This is a genomic window from Streptomyces sp. NPDC044719 (genome assembly GCF_056433405.1).
In genome coordinates this window covers 938,803-960,066 of record NZ_JBWKHE010000002.1, presented here as the reverse complement: position 1 = coordinate 960,066, position 21,264 = coordinate 938,803, and the positions used below count along the sequence as shown (strand labels likewise).

Annotated in this window: 16 protein-coding genes and 4 pseudogenes; 14 read left to right on the top strand and 6 right to left on the bottom strand. The window is 69.1% G+C overall.

The genetic code is table 11. From position 1 onward, the window contains the following. Nucleotides 1–25 precede the first annotated feature (25 nt). Together AC07DF_RS11160 and AC07DF_RS11155 are read left to right on the top strand one after the other, a co-directional pair. Entirely contained in the window at nucleotides 26–1,084 is a 1,059-nt protein-coding gene (locus tag AC07DF_RS11160; protein ID WP_478969303.1) for a TerC family protein, read from the top strand. Between the two features lie 529 nt (nucleotides 1,085–1,613). Next, nucleotides 1,614–1,793: pseudogene (locus AC07DF_RS11155) on the top strand (amidinotransferase); the annotation flags it as partial. Nucleotides 1,794–1,910: 117 nt separating this feature from the next. Here AC07DF_RS11155 and AC07DF_RS11150 read toward each other — a convergent pair. After that, nucleotides 1,911–2,321, bottom strand: coding sequence for a DUF6924 domain-containing protein (locus AC07DF_RS11150; protein WP_478969301.1), 411 nt, complete (start codon nucleotides 2,319–2,321; stop codon nucleotides 1,911–1,913). A 308-nt stretch (nucleotides 2,322–2,629) separates the two neighbouring features. Here AC07DF_RS11150 and AC07DF_RS11145 point away from each other — a divergent pair. The 5 genes and pseudogenes from AC07DF_RS11145 to AC07DF_RS11125 all read left to right on the top strand — a co-directional run. Then, nucleotides 2,630–3,028, top strand: a pseudogene (locus tag AC07DF_RS11145) (transposase); the annotation flags it as partial. 31 nt (nucleotides 3,029–3,059) lie between these two features. Next, nucleotides 3,060–3,395 carry a hypothetical protein gene (locus AC07DF_RS11140; protein ID WP_478969299.1) on the top strand — a complete coding sequence of 112 codons (336 nt, stop codon included), beginning with the start codon at nucleotides 3,060–3,062 and terminating at the stop codon, nucleotides 3,393–3,395. A gap of 426 nt (nucleotides 3,396–3,821) precedes the next feature. Then, the gene (locus AC07DF_RS11135; protein ID WP_478969297.1) at nucleotides 3,822–4,292 is read left to right on the top strand and encodes a hypothetical protein; all 471 of its coding nucleotides are present in this window, start codon (nucleotides 3,822–3,824) and stop codon (nucleotides 4,290–4,292) included. A gap of 227 nt (nucleotides 4,293–4,519) precedes the next feature. Then, nucleotides 4,520–5,359 (top strand): arginase family protein, encoded by an 840-nt coding sequence (locus tag AC07DF_RS11130; protein WP_478969295.1) that lies wholly within the window; start codon nucleotides 4,520–4,522, stop codon nucleotides 5,357–5,359. 110 nt (nucleotides 5,360–5,469) lie between these two features. Continuing rightward, the gene (locus AC07DF_RS11125) at nucleotides 5,470–5,967 is read left to right on the top strand and encodes a peptidylprolyl isomerase (protein ID WP_478969293.1); all 498 of its coding nucleotides are present in this window, start codon (nucleotides 5,470–5,472) and stop codon (nucleotides 5,965–5,967) included. A 948-nt stretch (nucleotides 5,968–6,915) separates the two neighbouring features. On the opposite strand, the gene AC07DF_RS11120 is transcribed toward AC07DF_RS11125, so the two are convergent. Further along, nucleotides 6,916–7,719 (bottom strand): MBL fold metallo-hydrolase, encoded by an 804-nt coding sequence (locus AC07DF_RS11120; protein ID WP_478969512.1) that lies wholly within the window; start codon nucleotides 7,717–7,719, stop codon nucleotides 6,916–6,918. Nucleotides 7,720–8,351: 632 nt separating this feature from the next. Here AC07DF_RS11120 and AC07DF_RS11115 point away from each other — a divergent pair. After that, nucleotides 8,352–8,456, top strand: a pseudogene (locus AC07DF_RS11115) (IS5/IS1182 family transposase); the annotation flags it as partial. Between the two features lie 2 nt (nucleotides 8,457–8,458). Here AC07DF_RS11115 and AC07DF_RS11110 read toward each other — a convergent pair. Beyond that, the gene (locus AC07DF_RS11110) at nucleotides 8,459–9,229 is read right to left on the bottom strand and encodes a DeoR/GlpR family DNA-binding transcription regulator (protein ID WP_478969291.1); all 771 of its coding nucleotides are present in this window, start codon (nucleotides 9,227–9,229) and stop codon (nucleotides 8,459–8,461) included. 558 nt (nucleotides 9,230–9,787) lie between these two features. Here AC07DF_RS11110 and AC07DF_RS11105 point away from each other — a divergent pair. The 3 genes and pseudogenes from AC07DF_RS11105 to AC07DF_RS11095 all read left to right on the top strand — a co-directional run bounded on the left by AC07DF_RS11105 (nucleotide 9,788) and on the right by AC07DF_RS11095 (nucleotide 12,774). Beyond that, a pseudogene (locus tag AC07DF_RS11105) lies at nucleotides 9,788–10,761 on the top strand (serine hydrolase domain-containing protein). Between the two features lie 320 nt (nucleotides 10,762–11,081). Beyond that, nucleotides 11,082–11,441 (top strand): hypothetical protein, encoded by a 360-nt coding sequence (locus AC07DF_RS11100; RefSeq protein ID WP_478969289.1) that lies wholly within the window; start codon nucleotides 11,082–11,084, stop codon nucleotides 11,439–11,441. Nucleotides 11,442–11,865: 424 nt separating this feature from the next. After that, on the top strand, nucleotides 11,866–12,774 hold the full coding sequence (locus AC07DF_RS11095) for a hypothetical protein (RefSeq protein WP_478969287.1): 909 nt from the start codon (nucleotides 11,866–11,868) through the stop codon (nucleotides 12,772–12,774). Nucleotides 12,775–13,076: 302 nt separating this feature from the next. Here AC07DF_RS11095 and AC07DF_RS11090 read toward each other — a convergent pair whose 3' ends face one another. Then, nucleotides 13,077–13,454 (bottom strand): ArsR/SmtB family transcription factor, encoded by a 378-nt coding sequence (locus AC07DF_RS11090; RefSeq protein ID WP_478969285.1) that lies wholly within the window; start codon nucleotides 13,452–13,454, stop codon nucleotides 13,077–13,079. Nucleotides 13,455–13,553: 99 nt separating this feature from the next. On the opposite strand from AC07DF_RS11090, the gene AC07DF_RS11085 reads away from it, so the two are divergent. After that, nucleotides 13,554–14,816, top strand: coding sequence for an MFS transporter (locus AC07DF_RS11085; protein ID WP_478969283.1), 1,263 nt, complete (start codon nucleotides 13,554–13,556; stop codon nucleotides 14,814–14,816). 92 nt (nucleotides 14,817–14,908) lie between these two features. Here AC07DF_RS11085 and AC07DF_RS11080 read toward each other — a convergent pair whose 3' ends face one another. Next, nucleotides 14,909–15,442, bottom strand: a complete 534-nt coding sequence (locus AC07DF_RS11080) for a sugar O-acetyltransferase (RefSeq protein ID WP_478969510.1) — start codon at nucleotides 15,440–15,442, stop codon at nucleotides 14,909–14,911. 160 nt (nucleotides 15,443–15,602) lie between these two features. Between AC07DF_RS11080 and AC07DF_RS11075 the strand changes: the two genes are divergently transcribed. After that, a complete protein-coding gene (locus AC07DF_RS11075; RefSeq protein ID WP_478969281.1) occupies nucleotides 15,603–15,755 on the top strand; it encodes a hypothetical protein in 153 nt (50 codons plus the stop codon). 464 nt (nucleotides 15,756–16,219) lie between these two features. On the opposite strand, the gene AC07DF_RS11070 is transcribed toward AC07DF_RS11075, so the two are convergent. After that, the gene (locus AC07DF_RS11070; RefSeq protein WP_478969279.1) at nucleotides 16,220–16,810 is read right to left on the bottom strand and encodes a hypothetical protein; all 591 of its coding nucleotides are present in this window, start codon (nucleotides 16,808–16,810) and stop codon (nucleotides 16,220–16,222) included. A gap of 421 nt (nucleotides 16,811–17,231) precedes the next feature. Between AC07DF_RS11070 and AC07DF_RS11065 the strand changes: the two genes are divergently transcribed. Then, on the top strand, nucleotides 17,232–20,903 hold the full coding sequence (locus AC07DF_RS11065) for an nSTAND1 domain-containing NTPase (RefSeq protein ID WP_478969277.1): 3,672 nt from the start codon (nucleotides 17,232–17,234) through the stop codon (nucleotides 20,901–20,903). Nucleotides 20,904–21,264 lie beyond the last annotated feature (361 nt).

Here is a 21,264-nt window from a genome sequence, read left to right as displayed (position 1 = left end):
CGACCACGCTCGAGGGGCCGGGCCCGTGTATGACGTTCCGTTCTGGTTGTGGGCGGTGTTCGCCGTCACCGTGCTGGTGTCGCTGGCGGTCGATCTGCTGGCGCACCGGCAGGCCCATGTGATCGGTTTCCGTGAGGCCGCCGCGTGGAGCGGGGTGTGGGTGGGCCTGGCGATCGTCTTCGGTGCGACGGTGTTCCTCGTGGTCGGTACGACCGCAGGGGTCGAGTACACCACCGCCTGGCTGCTGGAGAAGAGCCTGTCCGTCGACAACCTCTTCGTCTTCGCACTGATCTTCGGCTACTTCCAGGTGCCGCGCGCCTACCAGCACCGCGTGCTGTTCCTCGGGGTCCTGGGCGCCCTGGTCTTCCGCGGCGTCTTCCTCGCCGCGGGCGTGGCGGTGGTCAGCCGCTTCACGGCCGTACTGTTCGTCTTCGCCGCCATCCTCTTCTGGAGCACGTACAAGATCCTCAAGGGCGAGGAGGAGAGCTTCGACCCCGGCAAGAGCCTGGCCGTCAGGCTGCTCCGCAAGGTCGTCCCGGTGCGGGACGAGTACGCCGGGCCGCACTTCTTCGTCAAGGAGGCCGGACGACGCGTTGCCACCCCGCTCCTGGCCGTCGTCGCCGCGATCGAGGCCGCCGACCTCGTCTTCGCCGTCGACAGCGTGCCCGCCGTGCTGGCCGTCAGCAGCGACGCCTTCATCGTCTACACCAGCAACGCCTTCGCCATCCTCGGCCTGCGCGCCCTGTACTTCATGCTGGCGGGGCTGCTCGACCGGTTCCACTACCTCAGCACGGGCCTGGCGGTCATCCTCGCCTTCATCGGCGTCAAGCTCATCCTCCAGGCCACGCACGAGACGATCAGCACCGCCGTTCCCGAAATACCCTCGCCCATCAGCCTCGCCGTCATCGCCACCGTCCTGGCCGTTTCCGTCGCGCTCAGCATGCTGCGACCACCGCCCGACCAGGCCGACGGCACGCATCCCGCTCAGCCCGCCGAGCCCGGCAGCGCCGAAAGCTCGCCCCTAGGTGGCCCCGCCCCGCCACCTGCTCCCCAGGACCCCGCTGAACCGCCCGACGTCCGGTGACCACACCTACGGGAGGCAAGGGGACCGCAGCGGCTGATTCAGCTCTGGAAAACCACGCCAAAGCGGCTCCAATTTCACGTAAAGCGGTCGTAAAGTATTAACTATGAGTAGTGAGCAGAAACCCCCGGCGACCACGCCGTCCGCATACGTCTGCCGCTCATGCAAGCAGCCGGTGGATGCCGTGGTGGAACGACACAAGAGCATGGGGGTCTACGTCCCCCACTGGACCGCAGGCCCCTGCCACAACCCGCGATGTGATCACTATGTACCGGAGCAGATACCGATCAGCTCGGCGCGCAGCAGTGTCTGGAAGGACGTCACGGGCTGGACGGGCCACTGACCGGAGCCCGCTTTGCGAGTGATCATGTCACCGCCCTGGATCCATGATCCGTGCAGCGGGATTTCAGGACGCGAAAGCGGCTGAGCTAAGGCGCGAGAACAGAGACCCGGCCGGTCAGCGGACACCGTCGACGACGGCGCCGGGGAGCGGCTCGTCTCGCCGGTCAGCTCCCACGCCGAGTGGGATCCGCTGGAGGAGATCATCCTCGGGCGCCTTGAGGGTGCGACGATTCACTCCGACCACGCGGTGGTGACGTGCAACGTGTCGCCGTGGGCCGGGCGGCTGCAGGCGCTCGCGGCCGGCTTCCGGTATCCAGGACTGCTCGTCGAGGAGGCGCAGCAGGAGCTCGACCGCTTCGTCGCCCTGCTCCCACCCCCACGCTCCGACCGCGCCCGATTCGCAGACAGCAGTCGGCCCCGTCCAAAGCGAGAAGGGCATCCGTTGACGGGCCCTGCACGCACCCGCAGCCTGACACTCCTGGTGGCCTCAGAAGCCTCGGAACACGCCGTCGTCGTTGACGGCGCGAGCGAACTCCTCGAAGTCCATGTTCGCGCCCGAGAGGTTGTTCTCGATGCTCCACAGCTCGGCCGCCACAACGCGGACGCTACGCCCATGCCCACTCGACCTGTCCACTACGAGGAGCGGCAGTTCAGCCGAGGCGACAGCCACGGAGTCCGCCAAGACAAGAAGTGGGTGCTGGTACTCCGCGGGGATCAGCTCGAGAGCGTGGGCAGGTGACAGAGCCTCGTACTGGCGGTCATCGACGAGGGCGACGTTGGCCAAGAACCCGTCCTCGCTGGGCGAGAACAGCGCCGCCCGCAGAGCCTCCCAAGCACCGTCTGCCGAGAAGTCGGTACGCACGACGAGGGCTTCCAACGCGCAGGGGAACTGACTCATGCGCGGACAATACCGCCACCCGGCGAACCAGCCCGGTCACAGCACTAGCGACCGATGACGGCGCTTCACCGGCCAAGAAGAGCAACTCCCACCGTGAGGGCCCCTTCCTCCAGGCCCACCCACGTCGCGACGCCGTACCAGTCACGTGCCCGGCCGCCACGGCTTCCTCCAGAACGGCGAAGGCGTCCCGGACGGCCGGGGCCCGGTCCTCGAGCTCGGGGACTGCCGACGGTGCATGGGCCGCGTCGACTCGGAGTCCAGGTGCGTGTACTGCCTGCAGCAGGTGGAACCCTCGCAGCCCGAAGCGGATCACGGACCGAAACGGACTGCCTCTGTCGCTGGGCATCTCTGGCGCCACCATGCACGACAGCCTCGGTCTGAAACCGCTGGTGCGCGGCATCCCGCCTATCCGTTCCCGGCGCGGCCCGCGGCCTCGCCGCCCGGCCAAGCTCCATGCCGACAAGGGCTACGACTACGACCACCTGTGCCGCTGGCTGGGCAAGCGCGGCATACGGCACCGCATCGTCCGCAAGGGCATCGAGTCCTCACAGCGGCTGGGCAGACACCGCTGGGTTGCTGAGAGGACAGTGTCGTGGCCGGCTGGATGCCGACGATTGCACCGCCGCTTCGAACGCAGGGCCGAGCACTTCCTGGCCTTCGTCGGCATAGCCGCAGCCCTCATCTGTCACCGCCGTTTGAGCAGGTGATCAGCACCGCCGTGAAGAACACTGCACGAAGATGAGTCGTGTGAACAGCCCTACTGAGCACGAGGCCGTTGTGGCCCACCTGTGGCAGGAACACCTGCACGCCGCCTTCCCCGCCGGCCTGCGCGGTGCCGAGTTGGCGGGCATCGACATGGTGCTGCTTGACGCCGGCATCGCCGGATGCGTGTCCACCTGGCTAAACAATGGTGGCGTTCTCGACGCAGAACGTCACCGGATCCTGCGCGACTGCATCGCAGACCTGGACCAGATCCTGCCGTTGGTCAACAAAGCAGACGACCTCTGCTACTGCCAACGCCTGCGCCAGCTGGCTCAACTCGTGTCGAGAACCGGTCCCCAACCCAGCAAATGAAACCAGCTCTAAGCGGGCTCGGCCCGTCGCACACAGATCCGCGATCACGGGCACTGCCCCGTCCCTCTTCGATCACCTCACTGGCTCCAGAGGCGTCCACCGTCCCGGAGCCGAAGCGCGGGCGCCTTCTCCGCGCCCTTGGACCACTCACGCCGGTGATCTGCCAGCGCAAGAAGGGCTGTTGATGAGACAAGTGTGGTAGCTCGCATAAATGGCGAGCTGGTCGTGTGTCAGCGGGACCGGCTGGCGTGCTAGGGGCTGCAGCAGCGACTCGCCCGACGCGGGGCAGCTGCCGCTCAGGCGGCACGGGAGTGACCGGCGCACTTCGTGGCGACCTGGACCAGTGAGGCGACGACCTGATTGGCTGGCGTGCGCCCAGCTCCACGGATCCGTTCCCGCCTGGTACGACAGAGGACCCAACACCTGATGTCCATATGGCCTTCGATCGTTGCCGTACTCGGCACCCTCGCCGGTGCCGTGACCGCCGGACTCCTCCAGCACCGTTCGGCACGCACCGCACGCGCCGAGGAGCGCGCCGACAGCCACCGCCAGGACCAGCTCAGCGCCGTCACCGACTTCGCCGCCGCCCTGGACGCGCACCGCTCGGCGATGTTCCATCGGGAGCGTCTTGCTCTGACCGAGGCAGGCACCGAGCACCAGTTGGAAGCCCAGACGAGGTCCCACGACACCCGGACGGCAATCACCGCGCCCTACATCCGCCTCCAGGTCCTGGTCCCCGAGCTGGCCGGCCCGGCCCAGCAGGCCGCAGATGCCACATTCGCGCTGCGCAAGGCCGTCGACCGGACCGAGCTGGATGCCCAGCGGCATACGGCCAAGGAGGCATCCGTCGCCTTCATCGCCGCGGCGGCCACGCTGCTGAGCCCCAACAACCGCTGAATGAGGGCGGACCTCGCAAGCAGTCGAGGCCCCGCATCTGCATCAGATGGACTTCCTGCTCTTGGCTCCGGATCGCTCCCGCTCCCGCTTCGTGATCGAGGTCGATGGTGTTCCAGCACTACGACCCCAGAGGTGCCCCGGCCTCTCGGCCTGCGCAGTTGCGAGGCTTGCAGGACGGCCGGTGACGCGGCATAGGCTGCGTTGATCATCATGGAGGGGAGATCTTCGTGTCTGATCAGGTCGTACTTGAGGTGGCGCAGTGGCAGGGGTCGGGGTCCGCGACCGCCGGCCGGTTGCGCAGTGGGGCTGCCCGGCTTGCCGAGCTGATTCCCGAAGGCCGGCGGCGCACGGTCGCTCTCGACGGCGGAGTCGGGACCTGGCTGGGCGGCGTACGGAACGCCGACGTGCTGGAGCGACACCTGCAAGCAGTGCGCGAGGCCCTGGCCGAGGTCCCACCGGGGGCCCCGACAGTGACCATCGGCGGCGACTGCGCCGTCGATCTCGCACCGGTCGAAACCGCGCTCTCCCTTTTCGGGGACCGTCTGGCGCTGGTGTGGTTCGACGCGCACGCAGACCTCAACACCCCGCGGTCCTCGCCGTCCGGAGCGTTCCACGGCATGGTGCTGCGCGCGCTCATCGGCGACGGACCCGAGGGCCTGCAACCCGTGCGGAGCCTTTCGCCCGACCGCCTCGTGCTGGCGGGCGCCCGGTCGCTGGACCCGGGCGAACGAGACCTCATCGAGCGCCGCGGCATACGGCACCTCAGCGTCGAGCAACTGGCCCAACCAGGCCCGCTCCTGGCCTCAGTGCGCGCCACCGGCGCCGAGGCGGTATACGTGCACATCGACCTCGATGTCCTCGACCCGCAGATATTCCCGGCCGTCGGCACACCCGAGCCCGGCGGACTCGGCGTCGAAGACCTGCTCGGAGCGGTGCGGGCACTGACAGAAGAATTCACGCTCGCCGGTATTGCGCTGACCGAATACGAGCGGACGGAAGACACCGATCAGGAAGAGGCAGTACTGCGGCGGATCATCGACGCACTGTTCGGATCCGACCGACACTGAGCACCGGCCTCTGCGCCGTCCAGCGTCTCGGCGCCACGCGGTCTGCGAGGGAGCGGAGAGACCCTCGGGGCGCTTGGGCTCCGGACGGTGCCAGATGCCAGGATGGGGGCATGACTATCAAGGTTTTCTTTGACATCACCATCGACGATGTTCCCGCCGGCCGGATCAACATGAACCTGTTCGACGACGTCGCCCCCAAGACCGTGGAAAACTTCCGCGCGCTGGCAACCGGCGAGAAGGGCTTCGGCTACAAGGGCTCGTCCTTCCACCGCGTCATCCCGGAGTTCATGCTCCAGGGCGGCGACTTCACCCGCGGCGACGGCACGGGCGGCAAGAGCATCTACGGCGAGAAGTTCCCCGACGAGAACTTCACGCTCAAGCACACCAAGCCAGGCCAGCTCTCCATGGCCAACGCCGGCCCGAACACCAACGGCTCTCAGTTCTTCATCACCACGATCGTGACGTCGTGGCTTGACGGCAAGCACGTCGTATTCGGTGAGGTCGCCGACGAGAGCAGCATGGAACTCGTACGGAAGATCGAGGGCTACGGCTCGCGGTCCGGCCGTACCTCAGCCACCATCACCATCGCCGACTCCGGCACTCTCTGACACTTCGCCCGTCCGTACGGCGGGAAGGGCCTTCTTCGCGCCGGGCTGCGCGGTGACTCTGGTCACGATGCGTCGTTGCGGAGGCGTGGCGTACAAGCGACTCGATTCAGAGAGGCAGCGACTGATCTCAGAACCGCTGGAGGTCGTCGTGGCGCTATTCAATGCGATTGACGGGAGCCGGCAGGTCAGCTGCGGGACCTGGACGATGTCATGGCGTCCAGCCCTGCGCCCGATCACCTGCTGTGATGGATCACGCACTCTGGACAACTGTGGCCGCCGGGGTGCGGGCTGCGTCAGCGTTGGCCGAGTTCCTCGAACCAGTCCCTTGACCGCTGCCGCCCGCAGCGGCGCACCCCGGTCACGCGCCCGGTCCTCCGATGCGAGGCCGGGCGCCTGTCTGCTGAAAGGCTTGTGCGGAAGGTCGCTGAAGTACTGGAGCATCCCCTGCCGACGCCGCGTGACGGTGGGGTCGCAGCGTTCTTGGACGCTGCGACCCCCCTGAAGCCCGGTTCCGGGGATGTCGTACTGCACCCGGTAGACCCCCGATGCGGCTTGTCGTCGACGACTTCGTCGCGCTGACGGCATGGGCGACCGGCCTCGACTGACTCCTCAGCCGTTCGACAACTGGTTGCGTCACTATCCTGCGTGATTGTTGCGGGACATGTCTTGGGCGTCGCATCACCGGCATTGGGCGACAAGCAGGTCTGGGGGTAGCCGTTGCGGCCGGGCCAGACCACGTGCAAGGGCAGCTCTCCGGTGCCTTGGCGAGGGCCTGCTAGGTCATCCAGCGGTGAGCAGTCGTGTGCCGGCGCCGTGAGTTCTGTGTCCATGCGCAGGGCTGGGAACTCCGCAGCGCGTCCTCGCGTCGTGTCCGGGGTCGAGCACGGCATCGCCCACCTGCAGAACTGGATCGTGCTCCGACTCGCCACCCCGGCCGCGCCTGGTGGGTCAGCGAGTGAGGAACGGCTCGGTCAGGTGCGGGGTCGCAAGGTAAAGAGTGTCGGCCGCCCGGCTCCGGAGCACCTGTTCCCTTGAGGCCCTTGCCTGCCCAGGGTCCATTTCGTGGGCGTAGGCGAGTTCGGGGTGGAGCACCTGGATCGCGTGCACGAGCAGATCACCGGTGACGGCGACCAGCTCACGCCCGGACGCGACGGTCACGCTCTGGTGTCCGGGTGTGTGACCGGGCGTGGCGAACACGCGCTCACCGCTGCGCAGCGGGGTGTCACCGTCGAGCAGCCGTAGCTGACCGGCTCGGAGCAGCGGGTCGATCACGGTGGACCGCAGCTGCGGGTTGATCTCCTCGATCGCGTCGAGTTCGGCCTGCTGCAACAGGTATGCGGCGTTCGGGAAGAACGGCCGCGTCTGCTCGCCGCCGACGACGGCCCAGCCCACGTGGTCGGTGTGGAGGTGCGTGAGCACCACGGTGTCCACATCGGACGGTTCGATACCCGCGGCGGCCAACGAGGCCGGCAGCGCCCCGGGCACGGGCGCCCACGAGGCCGCCGGGCTGTCGGCCGGTCCGATCCCCGCGTCGACCAGCGTCACACCCCGGTCGCTGCGGATCGCGAACGCGCGGAACTGGAGCCGCCAGCGCCCATCGGCGTCGAGCGCACCGGGATCGAGCCGGTCGGCCGCCGCCCACTGCTCGGTGGTGGCGTCGGGGAACGCCTCCGACCTGGGGGAGAAGAAGGGGCCCACGCCGTCGGCAAGGGCGATGACGGTGTAGGGACCGACCTGAAGGGAAGAGGGCAGGGGCATCCCACAGATGGTGCCACCGGAGGGCGGCCCACGACCAGGCGGGTCGTCCCGGAGTCGGTTCTGGGGTGGACGCAGAGACCACCTCGCCTTCAACCACGTCGGCGCGGTCCCGCCCCTCAACCTTGGATACGTCAGCACAGCTGCCGAGCGTGTCAGCCAGATCGCCCGAGGCGCCGCGGCTGTCACCGCGCTGGCGGTCGAGTGAGTCTCGGAGGTCTGCGCATTCTCGGTGCCTTCGCCAGCCGCCGACGTCCAAGCCCCGCCCGTCGCCGATCCGCAGGAACTCGGTGATCGGATGTGCATCAGCTCGGCCACGGCGGCACGCTCGGTGTCCTTCGACGTTCCGTCGCGCAGGGGGAGGTGCGCCTCCCGCCTGTGTGGAGGTGGCGCTTCCTGCCGGCAGCGAGGCCGCTGCGGATGATCTGCTGGATGCGTAGTTCCTGGCCCGGGCGGGCCGCGGCCGCGGTGTCCTTGAGGGCCTGTTCAGCGTCCTCAGGGAGGCGGCCGGACGCGATGAGCCCTCCGAGGGTGTAGGCGGCGCGGTTGAGGGTGTCTGAAAAGCTCGCGCCCTCAGCGACCTAACCACAGGCCTCGACGGGCGCGAGGACCGCGGTGAGGGCGTGCCCGGCTTCCGGCGTTTTCGAATCCGGTGGGAACGCAGGGCTGACATCCGTGAGGCGTTCCTCAGACTCGCCTGCTGTCTCATCGTTCACCGGCAGTACGAGGTGCTGTGTCAGCCGCCGACTGCGTCCGGAGCTGCCGGTATCACCCTCACGCCGGCCTCACGCAGGGCCATACAGGTCGCGTCGTCTTCCGACGCGTTGGTGATGACCACATCCAGGTCTTCCGGATCGCAGATCTTCACCATGCCGGTTCCCGGGAACTTGCTCTTGTCGGCTAGAAGGACCACTTTGTCGCTGGCGGAAATCATGGCGCGCCTGGCGGGCACCTCGGCGACGGTGGTGTCCATGACCTGGCCTCCAGGGCGAAGGCCGCAAGCTCCCATGAACAGCCAGTCTGCATGGACTTGCCGGAGGTTATCCTCGGCCATGAAGCCGTCCAACATGCGTGATTCACGAATGACCATGCCCCCGAGCAACATCAGGTCGATGTTCTCGTCATCGATGAGTTCGTCGTAGACCGCGAGGTTGTTGGTGATTACAGTGAGTCGGCGGCCGCGCAGTTGGAGCGCCAGCCGGTGCACCGTGGTTCCGCTGTCGAGAATGACCGACTGGCCGTCCTCGATCATCCTGGCTGCTTGGGCGGCGATCTCGTCTTTCACCCTCACCTGAACCATGGCGGCCTCGTCGAAGGGCGGCTGATCCTCCTCGACGACCGCTCCTCCATGCACCCGGGTAAGCAACCCGTCCCCCTCCAGTTTCAGGAGGTCCCGACGGATGGTCGCCGCACTGGCATCAAGCTGCTCGGCGAGGTCAGTCACGGACGCCGTGCCGCCCGAGCGCAGGGCTTGCAGGATGAGTTGGTGTCGTCGTTCAGCCAGCACGCAACCGGACACTACACGCTGGCAGCCAGCGCAACCTGTCGACTACCAGTCGCAGTTGACGACTGCTGGTCCGGCCACAGCAGTCGGCTCGAACCGTTTGAAGGCGACCAAAACATAGGCATCGCCGAAGCCCCGCTCGAAGCGCCATACGAACACGTGCCCCCGCCGGTGGGCCGTCTGCCTCATTGTGTTGGCGCCTGTTAGCCAGGGCCAGCTGAGAGGGCCGGCTCGCCACTGGAGAGGGCGACCAGGACAAGCTAGCGACGAGCGTCGCCGGGCAGGTCGGCGACAAAATCGGTGGCGACGCGACGGAACGCGGCTGGAGGAGACACGGGGAATGCTGCCGCAAGCCCGTGTGACCGCCCTTGAGGACGTCGGCCACTTTTCGCAGTCGGAAGCGCCGCGGGATGTCGCCGCGGCCATCCGGGCCGTGGTCGACGCCTCATCCACACCGGTTCAGCCCACGACGACCCGTGACCATGCCGTGCGGACGCTGCGGTGTAGGGAACCATCTCAGGAGTGCGGAAGGGCTTGTTGGTCATCGCGGCGGCTGGCCTGGTGGGATCTGTCACCACCGTCGCGGCCGTGGCGAATCCGCCACAGGACGCGGCAGCGGTAGCGAGCGGAAACAAGGCGCTGCAGAAGAGCCTCGACTCGCTGGTGAGCGAGGACAAATACCCCGCAGAGTTCGCGTGGGTGCGCAAGGACGGTCGTACCTCCTCGCTGGTCTCCGGGTCCGCGCGGCTGAACGAGCGGGTTCCGGTTCCGCACGACGGCTACGTACGGGCCGGCAGCAACACCAAGACGTTCACCGCGGTCGTGGTCCTGCAACTGGTCGCCGAGGGCGAGGTCGCACTGGACGAGCCCATCGACACGTATCTGCCCGGAGTCGTACGGGGACAGGGCATCGACGGCAGGAAGATCACCGTCCGCCAGTTGCTGCAGCACACCAGCGGCCTTCCCAACTACACCGAACACATAGGCCTGGAGAACTTCCGGAAGGTCCAGCACAAGTTCTTCCACCCCCATGACCTGCTTGCTGCGGCACGGCCCTGGCCCACCCCGCGGACTTCACCCCCGGCACCAAGTGGAAGTACAGCAACACCAACTACCTCCTTGCGGGCATGCTGATCGAGAAGATCACCGAACGGCCGGTGCAGGACCCCTCCTGGGGCGGTGCCGCCGGCCAGCTGATCTCCACGCCGAGCGACCTCGCGAAGTTCGCCCGACAGCTGCTCGACGGCAAGCTCCTGGCGCCCGCCCAGCTGGCCGAGATGCGTAAGACCGTTGAAGCACCGCTCATGCCCGGATGGCGCTATGGCCTGGGCCTCTTCAGTATTCCGCTGAGCTGCGGCGGCGTGTACTGGGGGGGGCACGGTGGCGACATCGACGGCTACGAGACCCGGGGAGGCGCCACCGGCGACGGCCGCTCCGTCGGCCTGGCGGTGACCGCACTCCCCGGCACGTTCAGCGACCCGGAGAAGAGCGCGAAGGCGGTCATGTCCGCAACGGACACCGCCTTCTGCAACTAGACGCCCGTTCAGTCCCTTGGACATGCTGACCCAGACCCACGTCCCGGCCACCGAGCGGCAAAGGGCCACTCGGAGGGGTGCGGGCAGGCAACGGCTTGCGGCCAGGGTGTCGGAAGGGTCGTTCGCGCTGCGACAGCAGCGGCTTCAGATGGTCCCACCCCCTCAGCCAGTGCACTGGCCACTCCATCCTCCCGGCAGCGCCTGCGGCATTGTGCCTAGCGTTCGCCCCGGCCGCACTGTCGAGGACGAGAGAGGGACCGGTCAGCCTCCCGACCTGGCGGCGGCCGCTACGCTGACCGGGCCGCGTCTTGGGGGGGTGCATGCCCGCGTACGTCTGCAAGGTCTGTGGGTCGGATGTCTGGGCCGAGTCCGGCCGGGAGGTCCGGACCTCTGTCCAGCACGCCTTGGAAGCCGAGCATCCCAATGCCGGGCTGTGTCGCCCAGACAGCGCGCAGGCACGTCAACTGCGAGCGCACCAACCCGCTCCTGGATTCAATGTCCGCCGGCCGGAACCCTCACGGGTCCGTCGCCGCCGGTGGGACGCGCTCCCGCTGCAAGCGAGGGCCGTCGTCGCGCTGGTGGTGCTCGGCCTCGCGACGGTCGCGGGCACCACCGTCGCGAGGCTGACCGACGACAACGATCTCCCTGCCTGTTACAAGATCATCGGACTGCGCTGCTGAGAGCGAACTGGCACCGCCGGGGAGTCGAGGCGGCCGTGTGCGGGGTACTTCGCCGCCCAGCCCTTCAGCAGCCGCTGGTAGACCTCCAGGCGCAGCGACTGCGGCTCGGAGGCAGCCTCACGCAGTCGGCCGCGCTCCGCCGAAGGCGGGAGCTGCGGCTCCTCTTGACAGCCTCGGGGTGGAAAGCCCGTCGGCGTGCGAGCTGATGTGCGGGCCCGGGAAACCGGGTTGCGAGGCGGCTTGAGCTGCGGTGGCTGCCGGAAACGCCGGCCCACTCAAACCGGCGGCCCCTGCACTGAGCGGGAGCCGCCCCTGATGGAGACGGCGTTCGCCGGGAGTGGTTTCCTGTTCGTCCTGGCCGTGTACATCGGCACGTCGATGCGCACGCTGCCGTGAGGTCGCTTCACATGACATCGGGGGGTCTGTGCGTTCGGCGCTGATATGGCTCGTACGGCTGTGCTCGCTCGCGGCGTGGGTCGCGGCCGCCGTCGCCTGCATGTGGCTGCTGGGGGCCACCGCCATGGCCCGGCCCTGGCACGAACCTTTCGTGTGGGGTGCCGTCGCCGTGGGGTGTGCGGTGGCGCGGGCAGTGGCGCTGTGCGTGCTGCGCGGCGCGCCGAAGGCCGACGGGTTCACGGACGAGTTCTGGGTCAAGCTTCGCACCGGTGCCCTCTGGGCACTCGTCGCGTTCTCCTCCGCCGTGTTCGGGGCCGCCCTCCTGACCTCGTCCAACGCAGGCGAGAAGCTCGACGCCCTGCGCGACGCAGGCGCAGAGGTGAGCACCGCGACGGTCTTGGAACGGCAGTCGATACGAGAGGAGTTGAGCGACGGTGTCGTAAAGGGATACGCGTCCCGGCTCGTGGTCGCCGTGCCCGGCGGTGCCGAACGGCTCACCGTGCGCGGCGCCTATACGTACGAGAAGCCCGGCAAAGGCACCGAGGTCCACGTCCTATGGGCCCGGTCCGACCTCGGTCTCGGCGGTTACGTCAACGAGAGCAAGGACCTGCCCACACTCGCCGAGAACCGCTGGAAGGCCTTCCAGGACGACGAGTTGGGCATGGGCTCGTTGATCGCCTTCATCGTTGTCGCACTCTTCGGCGCGATCCTGGCCCCTGTGTTCACCCTCGTGCCCAACGCCGACGACCTTCAGGAGATGGCCTGGTCGGCGCCGCTCCAGACAGCGCGCACCGCGCTGACGGTGCTGGTGTTCTGGGGCTGGAGTCCCCTGATGCTGGGGGGCCAGCCGAGCCTGCCGCAGATGCTCCTCGCCGTCGGCAGCTCCTTCCTCGTCCTGCTGGGGTACGTTCTCACGTCGCTCCGCGGCTTCGGCTGACGTTCGAAGACGCCCCCGAAGATTCGCCGGCAGGACAGGGAGCGTCGAAGGGGCAGGCCGCGGGTGTCGACCACGAAATGCCGTTTGCGGCTGACCGCGCCGCACCTGGTCGCCCTCGTCCGCACTGGGGCCCGCTTCCAGAACGGTCGGCTCGTCGAGCGTCCCGAGGCCGCCGCCTGATCATGAATGAACGAATCCCTCGGCTTTCGCCGTTCCGGCTGGCGAGTGACCGTGCGGCGCGGCGGTGTCGGGGCTTGCTGTGGCCCTCGCCCGCCTGCCGTCGTTCGTCAAGCGGCGCCTCGTCATGCCTTTGGGGCCCAGGCCGCGACCAGGTCGAGTAGGCCGGGGAAGCAGGCGTTCAGGTCGTCGACGCGTACGTGACTGCGGCGTTCGAGCCCGTACTGGCGCTGGCGCGTGACCCCCGCCTCGCGTAGGGCCTTGAAGTGGTGCGTGAGCGACGACTTGGGCCGGTCGAAGCCGAACCAGCCGCAGGAGTGGTCGAACTGCTCTGATTCCAGGAGGAGTTTGCGGACGATCGTCAGCCGCAAGGGATCGCTGAGCGCCCCGAGAACGGTCTCCAAACGCAGCTCCTCGACCGTCGGCTCCGGCAGCGGTTCGGGTAGGCCGGGAGGGGCCGGGAGCACCTTGATGGCGGATGCGGTGGCCGCGGTCGAAGACATGGGCAGCCTCTCATAACTCGATTCCTCTGTACGACTCCAATCGTACTGCCTGCTAAGTTCGACTCAAGTCGTACTGCAAGGAAGTCGGAGGGAACAGTCATGTCCGAGACCCCGAACGCGCCCGTCCAGGCCGTCGACGGGAAGCAACGAAGTGGCACCGCGGAGCCCGGCGGCGGCTCCGCCGCTCCGCTGGGGTGGGTATGGCTGGCCGCCTGGCCGGTCACGGCCGTCTTCGTCCTCTCGAACGCGGCAACGCCGTTGTACGTGCTGTGGCAGCGCGACATCGGCTTCTCCAAAGGCACCCTGACCGTGGTGTTCGCGTTCTACATCCTCGGGCTCATCGGCTCGCTCCTGGTGTCCGGAGTGGTCTCCGACCGGCTCGGGCGCAAGCCCGTGCTGCTGCCCGCCCTGGTACTCGCCTTGGCCGCCTGTGTGATCTTCGCGACCGCCACCACGGTGGCCGCGCTGATCGTGGCACGGCTGTTCACCGGAATCGCCGTCGGCGCCGTCGTTTCGGCCGGCATGGCCGCGGTGACCGACGTGGCTGGTCCCGAGCGCAGGCGGCTCGCCGCCCTACTCGCCTCCTGTGCGATGGTCTTCGGTGCCGGTCTCGGCCCGCTCCTGGCCGGGGTACTTTCCGAGTCGCTGCCCGGGCCGACCGTCACTGTCTTCGTCGTCGAGGCCGTGCTGCTCCTCACCGCGGCACTTGCCGTGCTGCGCATGCCTCTCCGGCGCCCCGCGGCGCCCGCGAAGGGCGCCTGGGTGCGGGTGCCCGGCGTGCCACGCGGCAACGGCCGCCAACTCGCCCTCGGCGTCGCCGTGTTCGCGCCCGGCATTACGGCCACCTCCTTCGTCCTATCGCTTGGCCCCTCGCTCCTGTCAGGTCTGCTCGGCACCACCAGCCGGATCGTCGCCGGCGCCATGGCCTTCGTCATGTTCCTCGCCGCCACCGGCGTGCAGTTCGCCGTGCAACGCCTCGACCGGCGCACCATCCTCATGGCCGGCGCGGTCAGCACCACGCTGAGCATGATCACGCTGATCGTCGCCGTGCACACCTCGTCGGTGCCGATCCTGATCGCCTCCGCGCTGCTCGCCGGCGCGGGCCAGGGCATGGGCCAGCTCGGCGGACTGTCGCTGCTCAACTCCAGCGTCCCGCCCCAGCGCCTCGCGGAGGCCAACGCCGCGCTCAATGTCGGCGGGTACGTCCCGGCGGGGCTACTGCCCGTGTCCGCCGGTTACCTCAGCGACGCCGTGGGCCTGACCAGCGGTGCCACGGTGTTCGGGGCCGTCCTCATGGGCCTCGCGGTCATCGGCGGCCTGGTGGTCCTCGCCCGTCGGCACCAGGCGACGGAGCCAGCCTGACGGCCGCGAGCCACAGCAAGCCTCGGCACCGCCACTGATCACCAAGCCCTGCCAGAACTTCGAAAGTCGAGCGAATCCACAACCGTTGGCACTTACTCGTTGTCAATCGTCTTGATCACCCGGGCGGGCACTCCCGCGACCACGGTGCCGGCAGGGACATCACGAGTGACCACCGCACCGGCAGCGACCACCGCACCGGCACCGATGGTCACCCCCTGCGTGATCACGGCAGCCGTCCCGATCCAGACATCGTCCTCGATGACGATCGGAGCGAAGGAGAGGAACTCGCGGCGCTCGGCCAAGGGCAGTGGATGGCCTCCAGTGATGAGGCTGACCTTCGGGGCGATCATGACGCCGTTCCCGATACGGATGCCACCCTTGTCCATGAAGGTGCATCCCTGGTTGACGAAGACGTTCTCCCCGAACGTCGTGTTCAGCCCGTACTCGGTGAAGAACGGCGGGTAGATCATCACGGACTCCGGCAGCCGACCACCGAACACAACAGAAAGTAGTTTCGCGCGGCCTTCACTGTCGCTGAACGGAAGCACGTTCAGTCGAGACGTCGCATCGGTCACCTCCGCGATCCGCTCCGCATGACGCGTGAACTCAGGCGTCCGGACATACATGACCTGCTCTGTGCGGGTAGACATGCGCTCATCCCACCACCGCGCAGAACACTCGATCAAACAACCGTGCACCACACCAGCCACAACCCATGGTTGTGGAAGTAAGGGAGGAGCGTGGATGTTGAAGCGCTGCGGACGGGGACCGTCGACGCGACCTTCCGTGCCGGGCCGGCAGGCCAGGTCCCGGGACCTGGCCGGTCACCGCATCTGGATCCCTGGGATCAGGCCGGGCCCGAAGTGGGCGGCGTTCTATCAGGCGCTGTCCGAGGCCTTCGGCCTGAGCGTCGACGCGCTCGGCCCCAACTTCGGGTGATGAGGCCCTGATGGACGCGCTGGCCGACTCGGCCCCGCCGGCCACCCTCGTCGGCAGCGGGACCGTTACCTGTGGCCCCAGACCCACGACTTACGAACTACGACGCATCCCGTTGCACGACCCGACCCCGGTCTACCCGCACGTGCTGCTGTTCCGCAGCGGGGACCAGCACCCCGTGCTGACCGCTATACGCGACCATCTCCGCGGCTCCCAGGGCGCCGCGCTGATGAACCACTCCCCCTTATCGCTCGTGCCCCCCAGCACGCTCCGGGAGTACCTCGGCCAGGCGCGGACCGTCCCCTCGCGGACGGCGTACTGCCTCGTCGTGCGGGCCGGCGTCGGTCCGTGCGTTACTCCGTGTCGTCCTCGACCCACCCCTCGATGGCCCCGTGGCGGACGGTGTGACATACGCCTGGGGGAGCCGCCGAGAAGACGGCGGCTCCCCTGGCTGCCGGGGACAGGGGTCAGAGGCGGATCGTCGTCCAGCCCCGCAGCGTGTCGTCGTAGTAGGCGTTGGGACGGGTGCGCTTGCCGTCGGGCAGGGACCGGAATTCGGACGAGTATGCCTTGAACGCCGCCACCGACCGGGTCAGGCAGTTGTCGGTCAGCAGGTGGTAGGCACGGTAGGTACTGCGATTGAACACCTTGACCGCGTTGTCCGCGTCCCCGTGCCGGGAGTAGCGGCAGCGCATCTTCTCGTAGCCGCCGCGCTTGGCCTTGAACGTGTCGATGATGGCGCGGTAGGTGCCACGCGCCGACCAGCTGCCGAAAGCGGCCCGGTCCGGATTGGCCCCCGGCTGTGCCGGGAGGTCGCCGATCTCGGTGGCGCCGCCCACCCAGCGGTTACGGGCCGGGTCCTGGACCATCCAGCCGACGTGCCCCAGAGGAGCGCCGTACTCGCGGTAGTTCGGGTCGATGACCAGGCAGACCCGGGCCCGAGGTGCCGCGACCGCGGCGCCTGTTTCCGGTGCCGCGCCCGCCGTCGGGACCATCGCGGCGAGGCCGGCGAGCATCGAGGCGGCCACCGTTGTGCGGGCGAGAGTGCTTGTGCGCATGGGTACTCCTTGCGGATCGTGGGCGGCGTCCTTTCGCGAGCCGCCGCCGGGTTGGGTGCCGGACGAGCTGCCCGGTGCCACTTGATGTTCGGCAGCGTGCTCGGGGGGCGGAAGCGGTTGTCCGTCGCCTCCACCGACAGGCGACGGACAACAGGGCCGGGCACCGCGACCACACGAGGGCGGGCGACGGACGGCAAGGCCGGGCGACGTCGTCACTACGGGTGAACGCGGGCAGCTCTCCGTTTCTCGGCCTGCCGGGCCAGGCCACCATGTGCGGGGCAGGGTGCGGGCGGTACGACAGTCCTGGGAGGTTGCGGTGCCTGGTGCCGATGGGTGCGGGGAGGAGATGCCGGGCGAGAGGGAGCAGGGTGAGGAGGTTCCGGGCGGGAGCACGAATGGTGAGCGACGGAGCGGCGACGCCATGGACGGCCTGGCCGAGGATGGTGGCGGGCTCGGCTTCGCCCGGGAGTTGAGGGAGCGGCGTGCGGCGGCGGATCTGTCGCTGGCCCGGCTGGCCGAGCTCATCCATTACAGCCGCGGACACATCAGCCGTGTCGAACGCGGCGAGAAGAGGCCGAGCGAGGAATTCGCCCGCAGCTGCGACCGCGTGCTCGAGGCGCACGGTGCGCTGCTCGCGCTCGTGGGCGATCCGGACGCGGGGGCATGCCCCTATCCAGGGCTCGCCGCGTTCCGTGAGCGGGACGCCCGCTGGTTCTTCGGCCGGGAGCGCGCGGTCGCCGAGCTGCTGCGCATCCTCGCCGACCCCTCGACGGCCGGACATCCCGCATGTGTCGTGGGACCCTCCGGCGCCGGAAAGTCCTCACTGCTGCGGGCCGGGCTCATGCCGGGCGTGGAGCGGGGAGCCCTTCCGGTACGCGGCCCGGGCCGTCCCACCGCCCTGTATCTCACTCCGACCGCCGCCCCTGCCGAAGTCCTGCGCCGGGCCGCAGCGGAGCGGCCCTTCGAGGACCGCACCCTCATCGTCGTCGACCAGTTCGAGGAGGTGTTCACCCTCTGCGAGCGCCCCGCCGAGCGAGCCGAGTTCATCTCCGCGCTGTGCGGGTGGGCTGCGGCCGGCACCGCTGTCGTCCTCGGCATGCGCGCGGACTTCTACGGCCACTGTCTCGCCCATCCGCCGCTGGTGTCCGCGCTCCGTGTCCGGCAGCTCCCGCTGGGCCCGATGACGACGGCCGAGCTGCGTCGGGCCATCACCGAACCCGCCGTCCGGGCGGGGCTGCGCCTGGAACCGGGACTGGTCGAACTCCTGCTCCGCGACCTCGGCCTGACCACCGCCACCGACGCCACCGGGTCGTCCAGTGCGGCCCTGCCCCTGCTCTCCCACGCCCTGCGCGCCACCTGGCAGCAGCGCGGCGCCGACGGCGAGCTCAGTGTCGCTGGGTACGAGCTCACCGGGGGCGTGCACGGCGCCGTGGCCGCCACCGCCGAGCGCGCTTACGCGACACTCGCCCCCGAGCACCGAGGCAGGGCCCGGCACGTGCTGCTCCGGCTGGTACGGGTGGGCGACGCTGAGGACCACACCCGGCGCCGGGTGCCTCGCGGTGAACTCCTGGACGATGCCGACGCCTCCACCACAGCCGTGGTGGAGGCGTTCACCACGGCACGGCTCCTCATCGTGGACGCCGACCATATCGAGATCAGCCATGAGGCGCTGCTGCGCGCCTGGCCCCGCCTGCGGGAGTGGATCACGGCAGACGCTTCGGCCCTGCGTCAGCACGAGGAGTTGATCCTCGCGGCCGGTTCCTGGCAGCGCTCGGGTGAGGATCCCGCCCTGCTGTACCGGGGTACCCGGCTCGCCGCCGCCCAGGACCTGGCGCAGGAGGGCCGCCTCGGCCCGGCGGAGACGCGGTTCCTGCGGGCGGGCCTCGACACGCAGCAGCAGGAATCGCGCAGGGAGCGGCAGCGCGTACGGCGCCTGCGCCGCCTCGTCGCCGCGATGGCCACGGCGCTGGTACTGGCCGCCGTCGCCACGGGGTTCGCCCTCGACCAGCGGTCGATCGCCCAGCGCAGGACCACCGACGTGCTCTACGCCCAACTGGCCCGCGCCTCGGCCGACGCGCGCGAGCAGGGGTACCCCGAAGCCTCTCAGTTGCTGGCCGTAGAGGCCTACCGGCACACCGGGGACACTGCCTCGCGCAGTGCCCTGCTCAGCGCCCAGGCCGACTTCTTCGACGGACGGCTGCGGCACAGTCGTACACCCGCACAGCTCGTGGGCCACGCCCTGTCCGCCGACGGCCGCACCCTGGTCACACACAGCGAGCAGGGCCTGGTCGAGGAGTGGGACCTCGCGAGCCGTACGCGCCGCCGGGCGCTGCGCATGCCGGGCGACCCGGTACACGGTGTCGCGGTCAGCGCCAACGCGGACATGGTCGTAGCCGCCGGGGAGAGCGGAACGGTACGCCTGTGGGGCCACGGCTCGCCCCACGCGCGGTGGGTCACCGAGCTGCCCTTCGCCATCGAGTATCTGGCGCTGAGCCCTGATCGCGACCTGATCGCGGTCGCCGGGAAGAACCCGGACATCGTGCTGCTGTCGGCCCGCACCGGCCGGCGCGCGGGCATGCTGCGCGGCCCCGCCGGGGAGTCGTTCGCAGTCGCCTTCAGCCCGGACGGGAAGCTGGTCGCCGCTTGCGGCGAGGACCACGCCGCCCGTCTGTGGGACACGCGCTCCCGACGGCTGCTGCACACCTACGAAGGCAGTTCGAAGCCCTTGTACGGCATCGCCTTCTCCCGCGACGGCGGCCTCCTCGCCACGGCGGGTGGCGACAACACGGCCCGCGTCTGGCGAACCCACGGGAGCCGACGGCAGGTGGCGGCGCTCACCGGCGCGGGCAACACGCTCATCTCGGTCGCGTTCAGCCCCGACGGGACTACTCTCGCCGCGGCCGGCTTCGATCTGAAGGTCAGGCTCTGGCACATCGCCGACCGACGCCAGCTGGTCACCCTCGACGGCCACACTCAGGGCATCTTCGCCGTCAGCTACACCAAGGACGGCACGGGACTGATGTCCTCCGCCATGGACGGCAGCACGCTGTTGTGGGATCTGCGCCGCGGGTTCCTGCCGGGCAACCGCGGTCTCCAGCGGTACTCGGCGGCGTTCATGGCCCAGGGCGGACTGCTCGTGACGACAGCCGCTGCCCCCTCGGACACGCCCGGCGTCGAACGCCCCTCCCTGGTGTGGGACGTGGACAGCCACGCGCGGGCCGCCCGGTTGTCGCTGCCCGGCGCGAGCGTCCCCGTCCGTATCGCCTCGGACGCCACCGGCCGACGGCAAGCAGCCCTCACCGGCGACGGCAAGCTCGTCGTGCGCGACACGGCCACCGCGCAGACGACCGAGGTGTCCGTTCCCGCGGGGAGTTGCGGCCTCGCCCTCAGCGGCGACGGCCGGACCGCCGCCGTCGGCACGAGCGACGGCGGCGTGCAGGTGTGGCGCGGCACGGCTCTGCTGCACACGTTTCCGCCCGGGCGCGAGCGGCTCCAGGTCTGCGCCCTCGACTTCGGCGCGGCCGGGACGTCGCTCGCCATCGGCGGTGACGACGGCCGGGTCCGCGTCGCGCGGATCCCCACAGCACCCGACGGACCGTTTCCCGATCCGGCCGTGCTGGGGACCCATACCGACGAGGTACGCGCCGTCGCCCTGTCGCCGGACGGCGCGACCCTCGCGAGCGGGGGCAACGACTACCGGGTGCGGCTGTGGGACCTCCGGCCCGACCGGACACCGCACCGCGCGCTCCCGGCCGAACTCTCCGACCTCACCGGTGAGGTGCACACCCTCGACTACGCGCCCGACGGCGGGCTCCTTGCCGCCGCAGGCGGGGCCTTGGGCATCCATCTGTACGACACGCGGCACGACTACCGTCTGCACGCGGTGCTGCGCGGTCACCAGGCGGCCGTCGGCACGGTCGCCTTCTCCCCTCGTGAGGAGACCCTCGCGAGCGTCGCGGAGGACGGCACCGCACACGTCTGGGACCTGAACGCGTCCCGAGTGTCCACCACGCTCTGCCGCGTGTCACACAGGGAAGGGCACCGGGACTGGCCCCGGTTCGCCCCACAAGTACAGGTGCCGTCGACCTGCTGACCTCCAGCAGCCTCCGAGCACGTCGAAACGGCGGTCTGTTGCCTCTGGGAGAGAAGTTGCCCAGCTGCGCCGGGTGGGAAGCGGACTGCTGGATGAGTTCTGAGCCGTTCGATGGGACCGCAGTGCGCGGGCTCGCCCAGCCCTTCAGGCATTGCACTCCGCCGCGTTGCATCGGACCTACCACGTCGATCATGGGAATCCTGTCACGTCGGCCAACCCTCTATGTGCCATGGTCGGTCGTCCGACAGCATCCGGTGTCGACCGCTGCCGTCCGTCTCTGTTGGTGTCAGGAACTGATGTCAGCGGCCCAAGGCTCCCTAACATGGCCAAGATGGCCAAGGTAGCGCCCACGCCCTGCACT